The following is a 19,733-nucleotide window of genomic DNA, read 5'->3' on the forward strand; positions in this document are numbered from 1 at the left end:
CGGGCGGCCCATCGGGGGCGGCTGGCTGGGCCGGGTCGCGCCGCCGCGGCCGGCGACCCGCATCGACGTCGTGGGTGGCGGCGATCCGGCCGAACCCTGGTGCCTGCCGACCTCGAAGGTCAGCAGCGGCCCGTCGGGGTTGCCGATGTGGAGTTGCTGCCCGTCGGTGAGGTCGGCGGCGGGCACCCGGCGGCCGTTGACGTACATCCCGTTGAGGCTGCCGTTGTCGATGGCGATCCACCGGCCCTGGTCGAAGCGCAGCACCAGGTGGGCGCGGGAGATCAAGGGGTGGGCGATACGGACGTCGGCGCGAAGGTCCCGGCCGACGACCACGTCGTTGCCTGCCGCGAAGGTGCGTGGGGATCCGTCGTACCGAACGGTCAGCGCGGGGGATACCGGTCGGCTCACGGAGCCGCTCCGGCGGCGACATTAGACATCGCGACCAACTGTATCGGTACCGCGTCAGCTGGGAAGCTGCCACCTGACGGTGTCTGTGATCTGTTGCAGCGCCGTTATCTGCTCGTTCTGGACGGTGATGACGTGGGCGAATGCGGCGTCGACGGCGGCGGCACCGGTGCGCGCCGAGCCCCGGTAGTTGCCGAGGACGACGACGCGGTCGTCGGTGTCGGTGGCGAGGAACTCGGTTGGCTCGACGGCGATGTCGTAGGCCGCGTCGATGCGGCCCCACACGTCGGAGATCATCGCGACACGCCCATGGTGCTCGCCTCCTACGCCGTGGGGCATGCCCGCGCTCACGACTCCTTCGAAATCGTCTGTGAGCAAGTCGAAAAGGGCTTGTCCGTCGCCGTCGGCGAGGGCTCGGTAGAAGCGTTGCGCGACTTCTGTGGGCGTGCTCATGGGATCTCCTCTCTTTTTAGAGAGTATCCTCTATTTTAGGGTGGGGCAATGCCGCGCCCCGCCCGATACACCGTTGATGTGTTGCTCGACGCGGCGGCGGAACTGCTTGCCGCCGACGGTCCCGCCGCGGTCACCATGTCGGCGGTCGCCCGTGCCGCGGGCGCGCCGAGCGGCTCGGTCTACCACCGGTTCCCGACCAGGGCGGCATTGTGCGGGGAGCTGTGGATCCGCACCGAGGAACGGTTCCAGGAGGGGTTCCTCGAGGCGCTGTCGAGTGCCGAGGATCCTCAGCAGCGCTGTGTGGCCGGCGCGCTGCACATCGTGGCGTGGTGCCGCGAACACCCCGTCGAGGCGCAGGTGCTACTCGCCGGCCCCGACGCGCTCGGCATGGCGGACTGGCCCGAGCCGCTGACCGGGCGGCGGAAACGCTTGCAGCGCAAGCTCCGCAAGGTGCTCTCGGAGCTGCCCGACGATGCGGGCAGGGTCAACGCCGCCCTGATCGATGTGCCCTACGCGATCGTGCGGCGCCACCTGCGCGCCCGTCAGGCCATCCCTGTCAGCGCCGACGCGATCGTGGCGGACTGCGCCAGGGCGCTCATCGGCCCGAGCTGACCGGTGACGGCGAACCGGTGCGCACGCAGTAGGTGTGGCTGTAGATCGTGGGCATGCACAGGTTGCAGTGGTCGCAGATCGACTTCACGCTGCTGTCGGCCTGAATCCGGTTGAGCAGGTCCGGCTCTGCCAGCAGCGCGCGTCCCATGGCGACGAAGTCGAAGCCCTCGGCCATCGCCAGATCCATGGTCTCGCGGTTGGTGATGCCGCCGAGCAGGATCAGCGGCAACTTCAGCTCGTCGCGGAACTTCTTGGCGTCCCGCATCAGGTAGGCCTCCTGGTACGGGTACTCGCGCATGAACTTCTTGCCCGTCATCCGGATGCCCCAGGACAGTGGCGGTTTGAACGCCCCGGCGAACTCCTTGACCGGGGCGCCGCCGCGGAACAGGAACATCGGGTTGAGCAGCGAGCTGCCGGCGGTCAGTTCCAGCGCGTCCAGACCGCCGTCCTCCTCGAGCCACTTAGCGGTCTGCAGCGACTCCTCGATCGGGATGCCGCCGCGCACACCGTCGGACATGTTCAGCTTCGCGGTCACCGCGATCTGGTCACCGACCGCGCGCTTGACGGCCGCCACCACACCGCGGGCCACCTTGGCGCGGTTCTCCAGCGATCCGCCGAACTCGTCGGTGCGCCGGTTGATCAGCGGGCTCAGGAACGAGCTGGCGAGGTAGTTGTGGCCGAGATGGATCTCGACGGCGTCGAAGCCGGACTCGATCGCCAGCCGGGCGGCGTTGGCGTGGGCCTCGGTCACGTCGCGGATGTCGTCGCGGCTGGCCTTCTTGGCGAACCGCATCGACAGGGGATTGAAGAACCGCACCGGAGCCAGCGCCTTGGCCTTGTTGGTCCGCGCGTTGGCGACCGGCCCGGCGTGACCGATCTGCGCGCTGATCGCCGCGCCCTCGGCGTGGATGGCGTCGGTGAGCCGCCGCAGTCCCGGCACCGCCTCGGGGCGCATCCAGAGTTGCCAGCCGTCGGTGCGTCCACCCGGCGCCACGGCACAGTAGGCGACCGTCGTCATGCCGACCCCTCCGGCCGCGGGCAGCCGGTGGTAGGTGATCAGATCCTCGGTGACCAGTGCGTCCGGCGTCGCCGCCTCGAACGTCGCCGCCTTGATGATCCGGTTGCGCAGTGTCAGCGGGCCGAGTTTGGCCGGAGCGAACACGTCGTGCGGAGCTGTCATACCAGGGAGCATGCCACGCCCTCGTTGCGTAGATCGCCGACGGTGAAGAAACCGAAGCCTGTCAGAATGGCTGCCGTGGGTGCGATCACTTTGGACGGCAAGGCCACGCGCGACGAGATCTTCGTGGACCTCAAAGAGCGCGTGGCGGCGCTGACGGCAGCCGGGCGCACGCCCGGCCTTGGCACGGTGCTGGTCGGTGACGACCCGGGTTCGCAGGCATACGTGCGAGGGAAGCACTCCGACTGCGCCAAGGTCGGCATCAACTCGATCCGCCGCGACCTGCCCGCCGACATCAGCCAGGCGGTCCTCGACGAGACCATCGACGAGCTCAACGCCAACCCCGACTGCACCGGCTACATCGTGCAACTGCCGCTGCCCAGGCATCTGAACGAGAACTCCGCGCTGGAGCGGATCGACCCCGGCAAGGACGCCGACGGCCTGCACCCGACGAACCTCGGCAGGCTGGTGCTCAACGAGCCCGCCCCGCTGCCGTGCACCCCGCGGGGCATCGTGCACCTGCTGCGCCGGTACCAGGTCGAGATCGCGGGCGCGCATGTCGCCGTCATCGGCCGCGGCGTGACTGTCGGCCGCCCCCTCGGGCTGCTGCTCACCCGGCGTTCGGAGAACGCCACGGTGACGTTGTGCCACACCGCGACCCGTCATCTGCCGCAGATCACCCGCGAGGCCGACATCATCGTGGCCGCGGCCGGGGTGCCGCACATGGTGACCGCCGAGATGGTGCGTCCCGGCGCGGCCGTCGTCGATGTCGGGGTGAGCCGCGACGCCGCGGGCAAGCTCGTCGGCGACGTGCATCCCGACGTCTGGGAGGTGGCAGGCCATGTCTCCCCGAACCCCGGCGGTGTCGGCCCGTTGACGCGGGCGTTCCTGCTGACGAACGTGGTCGAGCGCGCCGAGGCCCTGTGACCGGCAGGGACTTGGCTCGCAGGCTTGTCCCCGGCCAGTGGCCGATACTGCTCGTCGCCCTGTTCATGGTGGCGGCCTTCGTGTTGGTGGCCGCGGGCTATTGGCGGCGCGGCGCACTGGTGATGGCCATCGGGGTCGCGGTCGCGGCCGGACTGCGGTTGTCTCTCAGCGACGAGCGGGCGGGGCTGCTGGCGGTGCGCAGCCGCACGGTCGACTTCCTCACCACCGCGACGGTGAGCGCGGCGATGCTCTACATCGCGTGGACCATCGACCCGCTGGGCACGAGCTAGGACGGCTCGCGCCACCGAGGCACGTTTAGCTACTCGCTAGTAGGGTATGCCGGTTCGCGACGGGTAGGTGACGGCGGTCACACCGTCGATCCCGGTATCGGCGAGCGAAGGGGACACTGATGGCGTCGGCGTTGAAAACACTGGCTCGTTGGAGCAAAGCGCCTGCCCGCGACGTGTCTGCGCCGTCCTCCCCGTGGATCAACATGGTGCGCGGCCTGGCGGCGCGCGCCACGACGCCGCTGCTTCCCGATGACTACCTGTCGCTGCTCAACCCGCTGTGGTCGGCGCGGGAACTGCGCGGCGAGATCGTCGACGTGCGGCCCGAGACCGAGGATTCCGCGACGGTGGTCATCCGTCCCGGCTGGGGGTTCTCCGGCGACTACCGGGCCGGTCAGTACGTGGGCATCGGGCTGCGGGTCGACGGCCGCTGGCACTGGCGGTCGTATTCGCTGACCTCGGTGCCCGACCTGAGCGAGGACGAGATCTCGATCACGGTGAAGGCGACGCCCGAGGGGTTTCTGTCGACGCACCTGGTCAGCGGGGTCGAGCCCGGCACCATCGTCCGGTTGGCCGCTGCCAAGGGCGATTTCGCCCTGCCCGATCCACCGCCGTCGTCGCTGCTGTTCATCACCGCGGGCAGCGGGATCACCCCGATCATGGCGATGCTGCGCTCGTTGCGGGCGCGCGGCGAGCGGCCCGACATCGTGCACGTGCACTCGGCGCCCTCGGCCGACGCGGTGATCTTCCACGACGAGCTTCGGGAGCTGGAACGCGAGCAGGACGGCTACCGACTGCACCTGCAGATCACCGAAGAGGACGGCAAGGTCGACTTCGAGAACCTCGATGACATCGTCGCCGACTGGCGTGAGCGTTCGACCTGGGCGTGCGGGCCCGCCCCGATGCTGGAGCAGGTCGAGAAGACGTGGGAGGACCAAGGGCTCGAAGACTCGCTGCACATGGAGAGGTTCACCATCGCCGCCACCGACAAGGGCGGCGAGGGCGGCACCGTGACCTTCGCGATCTCCGACAAGACCATCGAGATCGACGGGGCCACCTCGATCATGCAGGCGGGTGAGGAGGTCGGCATCCAGATGCCCTTCGGCTGCCGAATGGGCATTTGCCAGACGTGCGTGTTGCCGCTGGAGGAAGGCAACGTGCGCGACTTCCGATCCGGTCAGGAACACGGCGCCGGTGACCGGATCCAGACCTGCATCTCCACCGCCTCCGGCAACTGCACCATCAACGTCTGAAAGGGACATCGTGGCGATCACCGACATCAAGGCGTACGCGCATCTGAGCACTGAGGACATCGAGAACCTCGCCGCCGAACTCGACGCGATCCGGGCGGACATCGAGGAATCCCGCGGCGAGCGCGATGCCGCGTACATCCGCCGCACCATCCAGTTGCAGCGGGCACTGGCGGTCGGAGGTCGCGCCGCGCTGTTCGCGAGCAGCAGCCGGATCGCGCGGGTCGCGGGCACCGCGATGCTGGCGTCGGCCAAGATCATCGAGAACATGGAGCTGGGCCACAACATCACCCACGGGCAGTGGGACTGGATGAACGACCCGGAGATCCACTCCACCGAGTGGGAGTGGGACACCACGTCACCGTCGGTGCACTGGAAGAAGTCTCACAACTTCATCCACCACAAGTACACCAACGTCGTCGGACTCGATGACGACATCGGCTACGGCATCATGCGGCTCACCCGTGACCAACGCTGGGAACGATGGATGATCGGCAACCCGGTCTACAACCTGATGCTGGGCACACTGTTCGAATGGGGCGTCGCGCTGCACGGCGTCGAGGTGACGAGATACCGCAAGGGCGAGAAGTCGATGGGCGAGGTGCGCAAAGACCTCAAGATCATCGGCCGCAAGGTCGGTAGGCAGGTGGGCAAGGACTACGTCGTCTTCCCGGCGCTGGCGGGAACCAACTGGAAGCACACGCTGAAGGCGAACATCGTCGCCAACCTGATCCGCAACTACTGGGCCTACGCGGTGATCTTCTGCGGTCACTTCCCCGACGGCGCAGAGAAGTTCACCGTCGAGGAGTTCGAGAACGAGACGCGCGGCGAATGGTATCTGCGGCAGATGCTGGGGTCGGCGAACTTCCACGCCGGGCCGATCATGGCGTTCATGAGCGGCAACCTCTGCTACCAGATCGAGCACCACCTGTTCCCGGATCTGCCGAGCAACCGTTACGCCGAGATCAGCGTGCGGGTGCGGGCGCTGTGCGAGAAGTACGACCTGCCCTATACGACGGGTCCGCTTGCGCGTCAGTACTTTCAGTCGTTCTGGACGATCCTCAAGCTCGCGCTGCCCGATCGCGTCCTGCGCGCGACCGCCGACGACGCGCCCGAGACGCACTCGGAGCGGATGTTCGGTCCGTCGGTGCGTCCCGTCGAGGCGTCGACGGGTACCAGGCGCGGCCTGCGCACCGCCCTGCGGCAGGCGGACCGGGCCGCCTGAGGCCTTCTCGGCGAACGTGCATTCCTTGTAGCTGCGCGCGTCCCCGGCACGACGGTGGGCGCACGCTCGCGGGGTCAGGCCAGGGTCGCCCTGATGCACACCGTCACGTACGGAAGCGCCAACCCGCTGGTGTTGGCCAGCGCGGGGTGGGAGTTCAGCAGCTCGCGCACCCGATCGAGCGTGTGCACGCGCACCTTCTCCGGGGAGGTGATGCAGTAGCTGCGGGAGGCCACCAGGTCTACCAGCGCCTGCGGTGTCAGGTAGCTGGTCCACTCCACCTGCTCGCGCTCCACGTCGGTGAACTCCGCGGGAAGCTCGGTTTCGTGATTGTGCGCGTCGTCGTGGCCGATGATGTCGCCGAGATCCTTGACCCAGCCCATTCGCTCGTCCCGGGTGTTCCACACCAGGCCGAGCCGGCCACCCGGGCGCAGCACGCGGGCCACCTCCTTGGCGGCGCTCTCCGGATCGAACCAGTGCCACGCCTGGGCCACCAGCACCGCGTCGACGCTGTCGTCGGGCAGCGGGATGTCCTCGGCCGTGCCCAGCAGCGCCGGGGTCTTCGGCAGCGACCGTGTCAGCAGCTCGAGCATCTCCGGGATCGGGTCGACGGCGACGACGTCGAGACCGCGCTCCACCAGGCGGGTGGTCAGCTTGCCGGTGCCCGCACCGAGGTCGAGGACATCGCGAGCCCCGGATGCAAGCAACCAGTCGATCGCCTCCGGTGGGTAGGACGGCCGTCCGCGCTCGTACGCCGCGGCTTCCGCGCCGAAGGACAGCGAACGCTGTTCGGCTGAGCCACTCACCGTGACGCCATCTCCAGCGTCCGGCGGATCAGCTTGCCCACCGCATCGGTCTCCAACAGGAAACCGTCGTGGCCGTACTCCGAGTCGACGACATCGAGTCCGTCGCAGCCCGGCAGGAGTTCGGCCAGTTGCGCCTGAAGGCGCAGCGGGTAGAGCCGGTCGGAGGTGATGCCACCGACGACCGCGGGCACCGGGCAGCCACGCAGCGCCGCCGCCACGCCACCCCTGCCGCGCCCGACGTCGTGGCTGGACAAAGAGTCGGTGAGCGCGACGTACGTGCCGGCGTCGAAGCGCGCCAACAGTTTTCGGCCCTGATACTCCAGATAGCTCTGCACCGAGTAACGACCGCCGGTGCACGGGTCCTCGCCGGCCTGCGCGTCGTTGCCGAAGCGGTCGTCGAGTTCGTGCTCACCCCGGTAGGTCAGATGCGCGAAGCGACGCGCGATCTCCATCCCGGCTTCGGGGGAGCGGCCGGTGCCGTGGTAGTCGCCGCCGCACCAGTCCGGATCGGACTTGATCGCCGCCACCTGGGTGCTCTGCGTGCCGATCTGGTCGGCGGTCGCCCGCGCCCCGACCGCGAGCACCAGGCCCGCGCGGACGCTGCCGGGATGGGTGATCATCCACTCCAGGGCTCTGGCGCCGCCCATCGAGCCACCGATCACCGCGGCGACCTCGGTGACGCCCAGCCTCGCAAGGGCAGCCACGTCGGCGGCCACCTGGTCGCGCACCGAGATCGCGGGAAACCTTGAGCCATAAGGCTTTCCGTCGGGTGCCTGCGAACTCGGCCCCGTCGAGCCCCGGCAGCCGCCCAGAACGTTCGTCGAGATCGCGCACCAGCGGTCGGTGTCGATCGGCGCACCGGGACCGGCGACCCCGTCCCACCAGCCGGGCGTGGGGTGCTGCGCGCTTGCGGGGCCGGTGATGTGGGAGTCGCCGGTCAGCGCGTGCAGTACGACCACCACGTTGTCGCGGTTGGGCGACAGCTCGCCCCACCGTTGCACTGCGATCGAAACGTCGTCGATGACCTGGCCGTTCTCCAGGGCGAGCGAACCGATGTCGACGACACCGAGCTCGCCCTCGGGGGGCAGCGTCACGCTTTCCTCGCTAGTCGTCTGCTCCTCGCGCAAGCGCTCGTCGCCAGTCCGCACGTCGATGATTGTCACGTCATGACCCTCAGAACGACGCCACGGCATGGGGATCGGTGGTGTCGGCGCTGAACCGTTTGGCCGCGGCGAAGCCCCGATCGAGGTCGGCGAGGATGTCGTCGATGCCCTCGATGCCGACTGCGAGACGGACCAGGCCCGGTGTCACCCCGGTGGAGAGTTGCTCGTCGGGGGACAGCTGCGCATGCGTCGTCGAGGCCGGGTGGATCACCAGCGAACGCACATCACCGATGTTGGCGACGTGGCTGTGCAGCGTCAGCGCGTTGACGAAGGCCTTGCCCGCGTCGACCCCGCCGGCCAGCTCGAATGCCAGCACCGCGCCGGTCCCCTTGGGGGCCAACCTCTTTCCCAGCTCATACCACGGTGAGGTGGACAGGCCCGCGTAGTTCACCGAGAGCACGGCGTCGTGTCCCGACAGGTACTCGGCGACCTTCTGCGCATTCTCGACGTGCCGCTCCATGCGCAGGCTCAGCGTCTCCAGGCCCTGCGCGATCAGGAACGCATTGAAAGGTGAGGCGGCACTCCCTAAATCCCGCAGCAGCTGCACGCGGGCCTTCAGCGCGAACGCCGGCGGGCCCAGCTCGGCGAACACCACGCCGTGGTAGCTCGGGTCCGGCGTGGTGAAGCCGGGGAACCGGCCGTTGGTCCAGTCGAAGGTGCCGCCGTCGACGATCACGCCGGCGATCGCCGAGCCGTGGCCACCGAGGTACTTGGTGGCGGAGTGCACCACGATGTCGGCGCCGTGGGCGAGCGGCTGGATCAGGTACGGCGTCGCGATCGTGTTGTCGACGATCAGCGGCACCCCGTTCTCGTGCGCGACGGCCGCGATGTTGGGGATGTCGAGGATGTCGATCTGCGGATTGGAGATCGTCTCGGCGAAGAACGCCTTGGTGTTGGGCCGCACCGCCGCGCGCCAGGAGTCGAGGTCGTCGGGGTCCTCGACGAAGCTGACCTCGATGCCCAGCTTGGGCAGCGTGTAGTGGAACAGGTTGTAGGTGCCGCCGTAGAGCCGCGGGGAGGACACGACATGGTCTCCGACGCCGGCGATATTCAGGATCGCGAAGGTCTCCGCCGCCTGACCGGAGGCCAGGAACAGCGCCGCGACACCACCTTCCAGCGCGGCGATGCGTTGCTCGACGACGTCGGTCGTCGGGTTCATGATGCGGGTGTAGATGTTGCCGGGCTCGGCGAGGCCGAACAGCGCCGCGGCGTGGTCGGTGCTGTTGAACGTGTAGCTGGTGGTCTGGTAGATCGGCAGTGCCCGCGCGTTGGTGGCGGAGTCGGGCGTCTGGCCGGCGTGGACCTGCTTGGTCTCGAACGCCCACGTCGAAGTGGGGTCGACGGGGTCGGTGTCAGTGCTCATCGATGATCTCCTAATGAAAGGGCGCCTTGGGGTGGGTCAGGAAATGCGCAGCAAACATCGACAGCTACCCACTACTGACCTCGCCATCAGGTTTCCCCGTCTACTCAGGGGGCCCGATCATGCGGACCCGCGCTTGCCTTGCAGCCGTGCGTGGCTACTCAACCTGGTCATCACCCGGGGCACCCCACCGCGGTTGGAGGGTTGCCGGCCAGCGAGCCGGGGCTTGACGCTGGCGCTCATGACCGACACGAAGACTATCGCACGGGGCTGTGGCGGTGCCAGTGGGTTCCGGCACGTATCGCTCTACCTGCGGCGATGCCTCCGACGCAGTGCTTCTTTCAGCGGCTGGCGCTAGCCGATCGCCTTGTGCTGGGTGGCGTGCTGATCGACGAACTTGGCGATCACCTCGGTGATGCGGTCCGGTGCCTCCAGCATCGGGATGTGGCCGACGCCGTCGAGCTCGATCACCTCGACGGAGTCCGGCATGTGCTTGAGGAAGTAGCGGTGACCGCGCGGCGCCGGGAACACCCGGTCCTTCTCGCACACCACCAGCTGGGTGGGCGCACCGAGGCTGGCGAGTTCGAGCAGACCGGGCATGCGCAGCGTCTTGACCAGGAGCTGCAGATACGCGTGGCAGTGGGTGGCGTCCTCGACGAGGTCGCGCAGGTCTGCCTCGGCGGGGCCGTGGGCCGGGCCGCTGACCGGCAGCGTCGCGATCCGCCGCGCGAACGGCAGCTGGAGGATGCGCGGGCCGAGCAGCCGCGCGGCGATCAGCGCGGGACCGCCCACGATGAACTTCAGCACGGTCTCGTACTTCGCCACCGAATGCTGGGACCAGCCACCGGCGGGGGCGATCGCGGTCAGCGTCTTGGCCCGTCCGCGGCGTTCGAGTTCGAATGCCACCCAGCCGCCCAGCGAGTTGCCGACGATGTGGGCGGTCTGCCAGCCCAGCCGGTCCATCCGTTCCTCGACGTCGTCGACCAGCAACTCGGTGTGCAGCATCCAGGTCGGGGACTTGCGCCCACCGTGGTGGCCGAGCATGGTCGGTGCGTACACCTCGAAGCGGCCGGTGTCGGCGAGCTGTCCTGCGACCGTGTTCCAGACGTTCTGCGAGCACAGGAACGGGTGCAGCATCAGGATCGGTTCCCCCGACCCGGCGTGGATGGGCTCTCGTGGTGCCATGGGCCCGACATTAAGGTGATACCGCCGGTACCGCAAGAACGGGGTGACTCGTTCGGTTAGGGTCTCCGGTCGTGACGCGCCCCATCACGGTCAGCACCGTCAACGTCAACGGAATCCGGGCGGCGGTCAAGCAGCGCTCGTCGGACAATCCCGGTCTGTTGCCGTGGTTCAAGGAGACCATCGCCGACGTGGTGTGCCTGCAGGAGACCCGCGCCGACGACGAGCAACTGGCCGATGCGCTGGCCCCGGCGCTGGCCGACGGGTGGCACCTGGCGTCGGCCGCCCCGCACGTCAAGGGGCGCAACGGCGTGGCGGTGTTGTCGCGTGCGGGGTTCGATGGCATCCGGATCGGTTGTGGTGCAGAGGAATTCGCCTCGCATGGCCGCTACCTCGAGGTGGAGACCGCCGATCTGACCGTGGCCAGCGTGTACTTCCCGACCGGTGAGGCCGAAACCGACCGGCAGCGGGAGAAGGAACGGTTCATGGCCGCCGTCGCCGCCCGCATGGCGGTGCTTCTCGGGTCGGGCCGCGAGGCCGTGCTGTGCGGTGACTGGAACATCGCCCACACCGAGAACGACATCAAGAACTGGCGGGGCAACGTCAAGAAGGCGGGCTTCCTGCCACAGGAGCGCCAGTGGCTCACCGACCTGCTGGCCACCGGCTGGGTGGATGTGGTGCGCCAGGCGCATCCCGGCGTGCCGGGGCCCTACGCCTGGTGGTCGTGGCGGGGCAAGGCGTTCGACAACGACGCCGGTTGGCGCATCGATTATCAACTGGCCACGCCCGGTCTGGCGGCGCGTGTCGCCGCCGCGCGCACCGAACGCCCCGCCGCGTACGCGCTGCGATGGTCCGACCACTGCCCGGTGACGGTCGCCTACGCGTGACTGCGACGTGGTTGTCGCCGCTCAGAGTCGCTCAGAGTCGACGAACACGCCGAAATCGCCTAGCAGCCCACCCGGTTGGGGGTCTGCAACGCCCCGTCGGCGCCGTCGATGGCGCCGCGAACCACCTCGAACACCCGAGGATCCCAGGTCATCGCGGTCTCCCACGGCAGCCCGACGGCATCGGAGACGAAAATGCTGTGCGTGTCGTCGAAGGCCGCGCAGCGGCGGTGCGGCAGTACCCGGTCGCTGACGTCGATGGCCAGCGCGCTGCGGCGCGACACCAGGCCGTCGTTGGGCCACGTCGCCGGATTCACCGGTTCCGCGTGGGTGAAGCGCGCCCCGCCGATGAGCACCACGGGGATGTGGTCGAGAACGCCGGCCTGGTATTCGTTCCAGCCCTGGGCGCCCATCAGGTACCCCTGGTTGACTCGCGACCCGATCCGGACTGCAACCGGACGATCCCGGCCCTGAACGCTGTGGCGGCCTGTTCGCAGAACGCGTCACCCGCGCAGTCCGACAACGGCCGCAGGTCGTTTCCGTAGTCGGACAGGTAGCTGCCTGCCCACGGGGTGCCGAGGGTGGTCAGCGACCGGATCCGTAGGGGTGATCCGACGCTCTGCAGCACTCGAATCGCCGCGCGTGAATACAGCCCGCCCATCGAGTGGCCGACGACGTCGACGACTTCCACGCCGCGGGAGTCGTGCAGGTACGTCAGGAAGCGGGCCAGGTGCTCGCCGGTGAGGTGTAGACGACGTGGCCGGCGTCGAGCAGGTTCTGGCGAAGCGCGGTGTCGGTGTTGACGGCGGCCAGACCCGACGCGCAGGCGTCCGCCGGCGTCGTGAACGGGCTGACCGCCGCCCCGCCCGACACGATGACCACCGCGTGTCCTCCGGGTAGCGGCGCCCCCTGGGCGTTTCCCATACCGAGCGCAGCAGCGATCAGCAGGACGGCACAACTCACCGACAACCAACGCATGGAAACCCCCCATTCGCGAGAATGGTATCGACTGAGGCGATTTCGCGGACGCGTTATGCCGTAGCGTCCTCGGCGGCAGTCGTCGACCGACGCCAGTCCGGGTGCCTGCCGAGATGACGCAGAATGCGCGCGAAGTCGTCGTCGTCGTCGGTCTGCCCGAGCGCACGCGCGAACGGGGAGTCGTCGGCCTCGCGCAAGTCCCCGTCGGGGACGTCCATCACCAGCGGCAGCACTGCGGCGATCACGTCGGCGGGCAGGGTGAACGGGTTCCCGAGAGTCACCGCGACGTCCCAGCCGTGCGCCACGTAGTCCACGAAGTGGAAACCCATCGCGGTCCTACCGGGAAGCGTGACGTCCTTGCCGAACTCGGGCAGCGCGAACGGTGCCTCATCGACTCCGTCGGCCGCGAACGCCGCGAGCACCTCGTGGGCCGCGGCGGCGTAGGTGGTCACCGGATCGGCCCTGACCGCCGCGGCGATGGGTTCGGCGCGCCAGGCGTCGGGGTCGGCGCCGTGGCCCAGGGCGGCGGCGGCGAAGCCGCGGTGCTGTGCGGTCATGTGGACGAGTAGATCCGCGAGGGTCCAACCGGCGCACGGCGTGGCGAGACCGAGGTCGGCCGGTACGACGGCGGCCACGGCATCGACGGAGGCCTGCACGGCGGTGCGATGGTGTTCGTAAAACGTAGGCATATGCCTATGATAGGCATACGTATATAATCATGCAATGCTTACGCTTGGCGGGTGGCCACCACACCCCGGCGCCCGGACCTGGCGGCGATGCTGGGCCCGCTGCTGCGCGAGTTGATCGCCGCCGAGGCCCCCGTGCTCGCCGCGCACGGCCTGACGATGTGGGGCTATGTGGTGCTGTCGGCGCTGGACCGGGGCGCGATGCGCACCCAGGCTGCGCTCGCCGAAGCCATCAACGCGGACAAGACCCGCATCATCCGTACGCTCGACGAACTCCAGTCCGAGGGCTTCATCGAGCGTTTCCCCGACCCGGACGACCGGCGCGTGCGGTTGCTGGCGATCACCGAGAAGGGCCGGGCGGTCAAGGACGCGGCGCAGGCGGAGATCCAGCGCGGCGAGGAGCGGTGGCTCATGGAGTTGAACCCCGACGAGCGCCGGGTGTTCCTGAGGGCGTTGCGCCGGATGGCCCCCGACTGACTTCCGGGGCGCGCATGAAAAAATGGATGACACCATGACCAACACAGCCAAGCCGGTGGTCTTCTCCGGCGCGCAACCCACCTCTGACTCCCTGCACCTCGGCAACGCTTTGGGCGCGGTCAGCCAGTGGGTCGGTCTGCAGGAAGGTCACGACGCGTACTTCTGCGTCGTCGACCTGCACGCGATCACCATCCCGCAGGATCCCGAAACGCTGCGCAGGCGGACCCTGGCGACCGCCGCGCAGTACCTCGCGCTCGGCGTCGACCCGGCCCGCGCGACGGTTTTCGTTCAGAGTCATGTGCCCGCCCATGCCGAATTATCTTGGGTGCTGGGCTGTTTCACCGGTTTCGGGCTCGCGTCGCGGATGACGCAGTTCAAGGACAAGTCGCAGAAGCAGGGTGCGGAGGCCACCACGGTGGGCCTGTTCACCTATCCGGTGCTGATGGCCGCCGACGTGTTGCTCTACGACACCGAACTGGTGCCCGTCGGTGAGGACCAGCGCCAGCACCTCGAGCTGGCGCGCGACGTCGCGCAGCGCGTCAACGCCCGCTTCCCCGACACGTTTGTGGTGCCCGAGGCGATGATCCCGAAGGCGACGGCCAAGATCTACGACCTCGCCGACCCGACGGCCAAGATGAGCAAGTCGGCAGCCACCGAGGCCGGCCTGATCAGCCTGCTCGACGATCCGGCCAAGACCGCCAAGAAGATTCGCTCCGCGGTGACCGACAGCGACCGGGAGATCCGTTTCGACCCCGAAGCCAAGCCGGGGGTCTCCAACCTGCTGACGATCCAGTCCGCCGTGACGGGCGCCGACATCGACAAGCTCGTCGACGGCTATGCCGGTCGCGGCTACGGCGACCTGAAGAAGGAGACCGCAGAGGCGGTGGTGGAGTTCGTCACGCCGATCAAGGCACGGGTCGACGAGCTGCTCGACGATCCGGCCGAGTTGGAGAGCGTGCTGGCCAGGGGTGCTTCTCGGGCGGGTGAGGTGTCTGGACAGACGCTGCGGCGGGTATATGACCGGTTAGGGTTTTTAGCACCGCCGCACTAACCGACAGGGGGTCGCATGACCGCGCCGGCCGGCACGACCTCCACGGACGAGTCCGAGAAGTCCGACAAGCCCGGCTTCCTCGACCGGTTGCGGGCGCGGATTCCCTGGTTCGACCACGCGATGCGGGCGCAGGAGCGATACAAGGACTCCAAGGGCGATTTCTACGCGGCCGGGATCACCTACTTCACGATCTTCGCGCTGTTCCCACTGTTGATGGTCGGGTTCTCGATCGGGGGGTTCGTGCTGGCCAGCCAGCCCGAACTGCTCGCGGACGTGCAGGACCGGGTCCGGGCGTCGGTCAGCGGAGACCTCGGGCAGCAGCTCATCCAGTTGATGGATTCGGCGATCGAGTCGCGTACGTCGGTCGGCATCATCGGCTTGCTGGCCGCCGCGTGGGCGGGCTTGGGCTGGATGGCCAATCTGCGTGAGGCGCTCAGTCAGATGTGGGGCCTCTACCGCGGCGAGCGCCCCGGATTCCTCCGGACCAAGCTGTCGGATCTGCTGGCACTGCTCTCGGCGTTCGTGGCCATCGCCGCGACCCTCGCCCTGTCGGCACTCGGCAGCAAGTCCGTGATGAAGAACGTCTTCGAACTGGTCGGTCTGGAGGAGACGAGGCTGCTCAGCGTGGTGTTCCGGGTGGCCTCGGTGGTGGTGTCGGTGCTGGTGTCCTGGCTGTTGTTCACCGTGGTGATCGCGCGGCTGCCGCGGGAGAAGGTCGGTTTCCGCGGCAGTGTGCGGGCCGGGCTCCTGGCCGCCGTGGCGTTCGAGCTGTTCAAGTTGGTCGGCGCGGTGTATCTGCAATCGGTCGTCACCGGCCCGGCGGGAGCGACGTTCGGTCCGGTGCTGGGGCTGATGGTGTTCGCCTACATCACGGCCCGGCTGATTCTTTTCGCCACCGCGTGGGCGGCGACGCTGCCCGAGAACATGGGCGAGGAACTCGTCCCCGCGCCCGGCCCCGCCGTCATCAAGAACCGGATGATCACCCGACCGGGCCTCGGGCCGCTGCAGACGACCGCAGCGGCTGCGGCGGGAGCGCTTGGCGCGCTGGGCTTCTCGCGCTGGCTGCGCCGCTGACCGTCCCCGGGACAAGCCCCGCCGGAATTGCATTCCAGCATGCGTTTTCTCGCACTTTTCCTGCTGGAATGCAATTCCGGCGGGGGCCGGTCAGTCAGCGGGCGGGGCGGCGGTTCATCGCCCGGGCACACATGATGAGGCTGAAGACGATGATGGCGCCGACCACGCCCACCCCTACGCGGACCGGCATCGCGTTGACATCGGGCAGGACGGCATTGGCGGTGTTGGTCGTACCCGCGGTGGCGGGATCGGGTTTGGCGGCGACGAGGGAGGGGTCCGGTTCGATGAGCGTGCCGACCTTGGTTCCGGGTGCGGTGGCGTAGCCGTAGTCGAGCAGTCGGGCGGCCTGTTCCCATGGGGCGATCGGCTGCCGGGTGCCGCGCAGCAGCACGGCGACCAGGCGGCGGCCGTCGCGGTCGGCGGCGCCGACGAACGTCTGCCCGGCATCGTCGGTGAACCCGGTCTTGCCGCCGAGAGCGCCCGGGTAGTTGGCCAGCAGCTTGTTGTCGTTCTCGATCGGGTAGCCGCCCTCACCGCGGCCGGGGAACGGGAACGACTGGGTCGCGACGATGTTGGCGAAGACCGGGTTCTGCCACGCGTATCGGTAGAACAAGCCGATGTCATAGGCCGAGGTGCTCATGCCGGGGCCGTCGAGGCCGGACGGTGTGGCCACCCTGGTGTCCCGCGCCCCGAGCTTGCCTGCCATTACGTTGAGCTTGTTGAGGGCGTTGGCCATGCCACCCATCTGCATCGCCAGCGCGTGGGCGGCGTCGTTGCCCGAGTACATCAGCAGCCCGTGCAGCAGGTCGTTGATCGAATAGAAGCCGCCGTCGCCGACACCGACCTTCGTACCCTCCTGGGCCGCGTCCTCGGCGGTGCCCGGCACCACCTTGTGCAGCGGCAGGTCGCGGATCGCCTGCATCGCGGTGAGCACCTTGATGATGCTGGCGGGCCGGTGTCTGCCGTGTGGGTCGCGGGCGGCGATGACATCGCCGGTGTCGATGTCGGCGACGAGCCATGCTTCGGCCGACACGTCGCCGGGCACCGGTGGGGTGCCGGGCGCGGTGATGATGCCGCAGCCCGACAGTGCGTCACCGCCCATCGGTTTGGCGGGCACGGGCAGCGGAGCCGGCGGATCGCCGACCTCGGGGATCTCCGACGCGTCGACCGCGGGCGGCGTCGCCACCCGGTAGGGGCAGGTGTTCGCGTCCAGCGCGGCGTTCGGCTCGGCGGACGCGAGTGGCGCCAGCGCCAGCATCAGGCCTACAGCCGGCACTGTGACCAGCGCCGACAGTCGCGCGGAGATCGTCGAGAAGGTGGCCATCGTCTGCGCAGATTAGGCGATGGACGGAGTGATCTCCGGGAGCCACGCGGTGACTGGTGTGATCAGAGTTTCAAATGTGACTCGGCGGGGTAGCGCCCCGCGAACGCCAAAAGGGCACCTCCGAAGGGAGGTGCCCTTTTGCCCAGGGAAGGTCTAGCGGACGTCCACGTAGATGACGTGGCCGACGTTCTGGCGGATCTTGTCGTCGCCCTGGGCGTCCCAGACGTAGTCGCGGATCGGGCTGCCCTGGCGGATCGAGACGACGTTCGAGTCGCTCAGTGCCGTGCCGCTCTGGCGGTTGACGATGACCAGACGTAGTCGCGGATCGGGCTGCCCTGGCGGATCGAGACGACGTTCGAGTCGCTCAGTGCCGTGCCGCTCTGGCGGTTGACGATGACCCGGTTGCCCTGGGCCTCGAGCTCGCTGATGGTCGTTGCGGCGTTGCCGTTGCCCGAGGGTGCGGCCAGTGCGGGGGCGGCCAGTCCGACGACGGCGGCGGCGAATCCGGCGGCGGCGGCGGTGGCGATGGTGAAGTTCTTCATTTTCTTGCTCTTCCCTGTGTTTCGGGTCTGAGCCGTGGAGCGAATCTCGCGGTTCCGACGTTGGTGAGATCGGTTCTCTTCGTTGCTACTTCGTCCGATCTGACTGGTCCAACCGCCCGTGCTCCCCGTTCATTTCCGCTGGCAGAAATTGAACGCCCGCTGGCAGTAACTAGGCTGTGGGGACGTCGGGCTCACCGCAAAGGTCTTGGATGTTCATCGTTGTTCTGGGTTCGATCCTCGGGCTGATGCATTTCTACGTCTGGAAGCGGGCCGTCAAGGACCCCACCCGGCCGGGTCGCACCCGGCGGATTCTGTCGGTCGTCCTGCTCGCGCTGTTGACGCTGCTCGTCGTGTCGGTGTTCCTGCCGCGGTTCCTCGGGTTCTCGGAGTCCGGGTGGTATGCCTGGCCGGGATACCTGTGGTTCGGCGTGATCGCATACCTGTTCTTGGCGTTGCTGGTGCTGGAGCCGGTTCGCCTGGCGCTGTGGGCCTGGATGAAGCGCACCGACAGCGGCGACGCGGGCGAGCAGCCGGATCCGGCGGCCGTGGACCGGCGACTGTTCCTCGCCCGCGCGGGTGCGGTTGCCGCCGGAGCCGCCGCGGTGGGCCTGGTCGGTAGCGGTGCGGCCAGCGCGCTCGGTCCGCCGAACCTGCTGCGCGTCCCGGTGCGGCTGGCCCGGCTCGACCCGGCGTTCGACGGTTTCCGCATCGCCGTGGTCTCCGATATCCACCTCGGGCCACTGCTGGGCCGCGCCCACACCGAGCGGATCGTGCGGATGATCAACGAGACCGAGCCCGATCTCGTCGCTGTCGTGGGCGATCTGGTGGACGGCACGGTCGCGGAACTCGGGCGGGCGGCGGAGCCGTTGCGGGACCTGCAATCCCGGGACGGGACCTTCTTCGTCACGGGCAATCACGAATACTTCGTCGACGACACGGCGTCGTGGCTGGCGGAGCTGGAACGCCTCGGCCTGCGCGTGTTACGCAACGAGAACACCAGGATCCGGCGGGGCGGGGCCGCTTTCGACCTCGCGGGCGTCAACGATGTCGCGGGCGAATCCCACTCCGATGCAGCGGATTTCGACCGAGCCCTGGACGGAGTGAGCGCCGCGGGGCCGACGGTCCTGCTGGCCCACCAACCCGTGCAGGTGACGCAGGCCGCCGAGCGTGGCGTCGATCTGCAGTTGTCCGGGCACACCCACGGTGGTCAGATGTGGCCGTTTCACTACGTCGTGTCGCAGGCACAACCGGCGCTCGCCGGGTTGTCGACGGTGCAGGGCACGCAGCTCTATGTGACGCGGGGAGCGGGGTTCTGGGGGCCGCCCGTCCGGGTCGGCGCACCACCGGACATCAGCGTGCTGTCGCTGCAGAGCCGCTGACCCCACGAAAGGGTTTATGAAACCGTGAGCGTGGGCATTTCTTATCAAGCTCACGGCTAACACTGACGGTAACGCTCAGGTCCACCGAGCATGCTGAAGGCGAAAGCCGAGGATCATCCTCGGAGTTTCAGCGGGAGGCGCTGATATGACTACCAGAACCGCGGGTGCGACCGTCATCGATCTGCAGTCACACCCTGCCTGGCTCGCCGCGCAGCGCCGGGAGAGCGACATTGCCGAAGCCATGCGTAGACACCCTTCTTACCGATCCCGCCCTGAACCCATCGCCAGCGGTGGCGCCGCGGTGTATCGACTGGGCAACCGCTAGACCGACTGCATGAAAAAGGGGCGCCCCAGGTGGTGGGGGCGCCCCTTTTTCCTGCGTGGTGTCAGCGAACTTCGACGAAGTAGATGCGGCCGGCGGGGACCAGGATGCGGTCGTCGCGCTGCAGGTCCCACTCCCACTTGTTGAACTGCTGGCCGGGGCGTACCGAGAC

23 protein-coding genes and 1 riboswitch are annotated in these 19,733 nt (G+C 68.4%); of the genes, 10 read left to right on the forward strand and 13 right to left on the reverse strand.

Translation table 11 applies throughout. The features are described from left to right. A partial coding sequence (locus tag H7I57_RS15360; RefSeq protein WP_264024435.1) for an FHA domain-containing protein occupies positions 1–408 on the reverse strand: 408 nt, incomplete at its 3' end. A gap of 54 nt (positions 409–462) precedes the next feature. Then, on the reverse strand, positions 463–858 hold the full coding sequence (locus tag H7I57_RS15365) for a nuclear transport factor 2 family protein (protein ID WP_264024436.1): 396 nt from the start codon (positions 856–858) through the stop codon (positions 463–465). Between the two features lie 48 nt (positions 859–906). On the opposite strand from H7I57_RS15365, the gene H7I57_RS15370 reads away from it, so the two are divergent. Further along, entirely contained in the window at positions 907–1,470 is a 564-nt protein-coding gene (locus H7I57_RS15370) for a TetR/AcrR family transcriptional regulator (RefSeq protein WP_264024437.1), read from the forward strand. Here H7I57_RS15370 and H7I57_RS15375 read toward each other — a convergent pair. After that, on the reverse strand, positions 1,454–2,650 hold the full coding sequence (locus H7I57_RS15375) for an NADH:flavin oxidoreductase (protein ID WP_264024438.1): 1,197 nt from the start codon (positions 2,648–2,650) through the stop codon (positions 1,454–1,456). The genes H7I57_RS15370 and H7I57_RS15375 overlap by 17 nt on opposite strands. A gap of 75 nt (positions 2,651–2,725) precedes the next feature. Between H7I57_RS15375 and H7I57_RS15380 the strand changes: the two genes are divergently transcribed. The 4 genes from H7I57_RS15380 to H7I57_RS15395 all read left to right on the forward strand — a co-directional run bounded on the left by H7I57_RS15380 (position 2,726) and on the right by H7I57_RS15395 (position 6,336). Next, positions 2,726–3,574 carry a bifunctional methylenetetrahydrofolate dehydrogenase/methenyltetrahydrofolate cyclohydrolase gene (locus tag H7I57_RS15380; RefSeq protein ID WP_264024459.1) on the forward strand — a complete coding sequence of 283 codons (849 nt, stop codon included), beginning with the start codon at positions 2,726–2,728 and terminating at the stop codon, positions 3,572–3,574. Next, positions 3,571–3,864 (forward strand): DUF3017 domain-containing protein, encoded by a 294-nt coding sequence (locus H7I57_RS15385; protein WP_264024439.1) that lies wholly within the window; start codon positions 3,571–3,573, stop codon positions 3,862–3,864. The genes H7I57_RS15380 and H7I57_RS15385 overlap by 4 nt, the downstream gene beginning before the upstream one ends. Before the next feature lie 119 nt (positions 3,865–3,983). Further along, a complete protein-coding gene (locus H7I57_RS15390) occupies positions 3,984–5,114 on the forward strand; it encodes a ferredoxin reductase (RefSeq protein WP_264024440.1) in 1,131 nt (376 codons plus the stop codon). Positions 5,115–5,124: 10 nt separating this feature from the next. Next, positions 5,125–6,336 carry a fatty acid desaturase family protein gene (locus H7I57_RS15395; protein WP_264024442.1) on the forward strand — a complete coding sequence of 404 codons (1,212 nt, stop codon included), beginning with the start codon at positions 5,125–5,127 and terminating at the stop codon, positions 6,334–6,336. A gap of 74 nt (positions 6,337–6,410) precedes the next feature. On the opposite strand, the gene H7I57_RS15400 is transcribed toward H7I57_RS15395, so the two are convergent. From H7I57_RS15400 to ephH, 4 genes are all read right to left on the reverse strand, one after another. Then, positions 6,411–7,139 carry a class I SAM-dependent methyltransferase gene (locus H7I57_RS15400; RefSeq protein WP_264024444.1) on the reverse strand — a complete coding sequence of 243 codons (729 nt, stop codon included), beginning with the start codon at positions 7,137–7,139 and terminating at the stop codon, positions 6,411–6,413. Next, on the reverse strand, positions 7,136–8,302 hold the full coding sequence (metX, locus tag H7I57_RS15405) for a homoserine O-acetyltransferase MetX (protein WP_372510234.1): 1,167 nt from the start codon (positions 8,300–8,302) through the stop codon (positions 7,136–7,138). Before metX ends, H7I57_RS15400 begins: the two co-directional genes overlap by 4 nt. Positions 8,303–8,312: 10 nt before the next feature. Continuing rightward, positions 8,313–9,665: a bifunctional o-acetylhomoserine/o-acetylserine sulfhydrylase gene (locus H7I57_RS15410; RefSeq protein ID WP_264024445.1), complete on the reverse strand. Its 1,353-nt coding sequence runs from the start codon at positions 9,663–9,665 to the stop codon at positions 8,313–8,315. Positions 9,666–9,789: 124 nt separating this feature from the next. Then, positions 9,790–9,909: riboswitch (SAM riboswitch) on the reverse strand. A gap of 107 nt (positions 9,910–10,016) precedes the next feature. Continuing rightward, positions 10,017–10,847, reverse strand: coding sequence for an epoxide hydrolase EphH (ephH, locus tag H7I57_RS15415; protein WP_264024446.1), 831 nt, complete (start codon positions 10,845–10,847; stop codon positions 10,017–10,019). Positions 10,848–10,930: 83 nt separating this feature from the next. Here ephH and H7I57_RS15420 point away from each other — a divergent pair, with 83 nt between their 5' ends. Beyond that, a complete protein-coding gene (locus H7I57_RS15420; RefSeq protein WP_264024461.1) occupies positions 10,931–11,731 on the forward strand; it encodes an exodeoxyribonuclease III in 801 nt (266 codons plus the stop codon). A 59-nt stretch (positions 11,732–11,790) separates the two neighbouring features. Here the strand turns inward: H7I57_RS15420 and H7I57_RS15425 are convergent, their stop codons facing one another. The 4 genes from H7I57_RS15425 to H7I57_RS15440 are packed head-to-tail and all read right to left on the reverse strand — an operon-like array spanning position 11,791 to position 13,395. After that, entirely contained in the window at positions 11,791–12,141 is a 351-nt protein-coding gene (locus H7I57_RS15425) for a hypothetical protein (protein ID WP_264024448.1), read from the reverse strand. Next, positions 12,141–12,419 carry an esterase/lipase family protein gene (locus H7I57_RS15430; protein WP_264024449.1) on the reverse strand — a complete coding sequence of 93 codons (279 nt, stop codon included), beginning with the start codon at positions 12,417–12,419 and terminating at the stop codon, positions 12,141–12,143. The genes H7I57_RS15425 and H7I57_RS15430 overlap by 1 nt, the downstream gene beginning before the upstream one ends. 23 nt (positions 12,420–12,442) lie before the next feature. Then, on the reverse strand, positions 12,443–12,706 hold the full coding sequence (locus H7I57_RS15435; RefSeq protein ID WP_264024450.1) for a hypothetical protein: 264 nt from the start codon (positions 12,704–12,706) through the stop codon (positions 12,443–12,445). A gap of 53 nt (positions 12,707–12,759) precedes the next feature. Next, on the reverse strand, positions 12,760–13,395 hold the full coding sequence (locus H7I57_RS15440) for a TIGR03086 family metal-binding protein (protein ID WP_264024451.1): 636 nt from the start codon (positions 13,393–13,395) through the stop codon (positions 12,760–12,762). Between the two features lie 51 nt (positions 13,396–13,446). On the opposite strand from H7I57_RS15440, the gene H7I57_RS15445 reads away from it, so the two are divergent. The 3 genes from H7I57_RS15445 to yhjD are packed head-to-tail and all read left to right on the forward strand — an operon-like array spanning position 13,447 to position 15,994. Continuing rightward, on the forward strand, positions 13,447–13,869 hold the full coding sequence (locus tag H7I57_RS15445) for a MarR family winged helix-turn-helix transcriptional regulator (protein WP_264024452.1): 423 nt from the start codon (positions 13,447–13,449) through the stop codon (positions 13,867–13,869). A gap of 34 nt (positions 13,870–13,903) precedes the next feature. Next, positions 13,904–14,920 (forward strand): tryptophan--tRNA ligase, encoded by a 1,017-nt coding sequence (gene trpS, locus H7I57_RS15450; protein WP_264024453.1) that lies wholly within the window; start codon positions 13,904–13,906, stop codon positions 14,918–14,920. Between the two features lie 15 nt (positions 14,921–14,935). Then, positions 14,936–15,994: an inner membrane protein YhjD gene (gene yhjD / locus H7I57_RS15455; RefSeq protein WP_264024455.1), complete on the forward strand. Its 1,059-nt coding sequence runs from the start codon at positions 14,936–14,938 to the stop codon at positions 15,992–15,994. 94 nt (positions 15,995–16,088) lie between these two features. Here yhjD and H7I57_RS15460 read toward each other — a convergent pair whose 3' ends face one another. After that, on the reverse strand, positions 16,089–17,318 hold the full coding sequence (locus H7I57_RS15460) for a D-alanyl-D-alanine carboxypeptidase family protein (protein ID WP_264024456.1): 1,230 nt from the start codon (positions 17,316–17,318) through the stop codon (positions 16,089–16,091). 275 nt (positions 17,319–17,593) lie between these two features. After that, complete coding sequence (locus H7I57_RS15465) at positions 17,594–17,860, reverse strand: hypothetical protein (RefSeq protein WP_264024457.1); 267 nt, start codon at positions 17,858–17,860, stop codon at positions 17,594–17,596. 209 nt (positions 17,861–18,069) lie between these two features. On the opposite strand from H7I57_RS15465, the gene H7I57_RS15470 reads away from it, so the two are divergent. Beyond that, a complete protein-coding gene (locus H7I57_RS15470) occupies positions 18,070–19,239 on the forward strand; it encodes a metallophosphoesterase (RefSeq protein WP_264024458.1) in 1,170 nt (389 codons plus the stop codon). Positions 19,240–19,733: the final 494 nt, after the last annotated feature.

This window comes from Mycolicibacterium pyrenivorans (assembly GCF_025821625.1).
Lineage (GTDB): Bacteria > Actinomycetota > Actinomycetes > Mycobacteriales > Mycobacteriaceae > Mycobacterium > Mycobacterium pyrenivorans.

What these genes read in the sequence shown, in the direction of transcription:
- H7I57_RS15365 (WP_264024436.1), bottom strand. Translation starts at nt 858, where the DNA reads ATGAGCACGCCCACAGAAGTCGCGCAACGCTTCTACCGAGCCCTCGCC.
- H7I57_RS15370 (WP_264024437.1), top strand. Translation starts at nt 907, where the DNA reads ATGCCGCGCCCCGCCCGATACACCGTTGATGTGTTGCTCGACGCGGCG.
- H7I57_RS15375 (WP_264024438.1), bottom strand. Translation starts at nt 2,650, where the DNA reads ATGACAGCTCCGCACGACGTGTTCGCTCCGGCCAAACTCGGCCCGCTG.
- H7I57_RS15390 (WP_264024440.1), top strand. Translation starts at nt 3,984, where the DNA reads ATGGCGTCGGCGTTGAAAACACTGGCTCGTTGGAGCAAAGCGCCTGCC.
- H7I57_RS15410 (WP_264024445.1), bottom strand. Translation starts at nt 9,665, where the DNA reads ATGAGCACTGACACCGACCCCGTCGACCCCACTTCGACGTGGGCGTTC.
- ephH (WP_264024446.1), bottom strand. Translation starts at nt 10,847, where the DNA reads ATGGCACCACGAGAGCCCATCCACGCCGGGTCGGGGGAACCGATCCTG.
- H7I57_RS15425 (WP_264024448.1), bottom strand. Translation starts at nt 12,141, where the DNA reads ATGGGCGCCCAGGGCTGGAACGAATACCAGGCCGGCGTTCTCGACCAC.
- H7I57_RS15435 (WP_264024450.1), bottom strand. Translation starts at nt 12,706, where the DNA reads ATGCGTTGGTTGTCGGTGAGTTGTGCCGTCCTGCTGATCGCTGCTGCG.
- H7I57_RS15440 (WP_264024451.1), bottom strand. Translation starts at nt 13,395, where the DNA reads ATGCCTACGTTTTACGAACACCATCGCACCGCCGTGCAGGCCTCCGTC.
- trpS (WP_264024453.1), top strand. Translation starts at nt 13,904, where the DNA reads ATGACCAACACAGCCAAGCCGGTGGTCTTCTCCGGCGCGCAACCCACC.
- yhjD (WP_264024455.1), top strand. Translation starts at nt 14,936, where the DNA reads ATGACCGCGCCGGCCGGCACGACCTCCACGGACGAGTCCGAGAAGTCC.
- H7I57_RS15460 (WP_264024456.1), bottom strand. Translation starts at nt 17,318, where the DNA reads ATGGCCACCTTCTCGACGATCTCCGCGCGACTGTCGGCGCTGGTCACA.
- H7I57_RS15465 (WP_264024457.1), bottom strand. Translation starts at nt 17,860, where the DNA reads ATGAAGAACTTCACCATCGCCACCGCCGCCGCCGCCGGATTCGCCGCC.
- H7I57_RS15470 (WP_264024458.1), top strand. Translation starts at nt 18,070, where the DNA reads ATGTTCATCGTTGTTCTGGGTTCGATCCTCGGGCTGATGCATTTCTAC.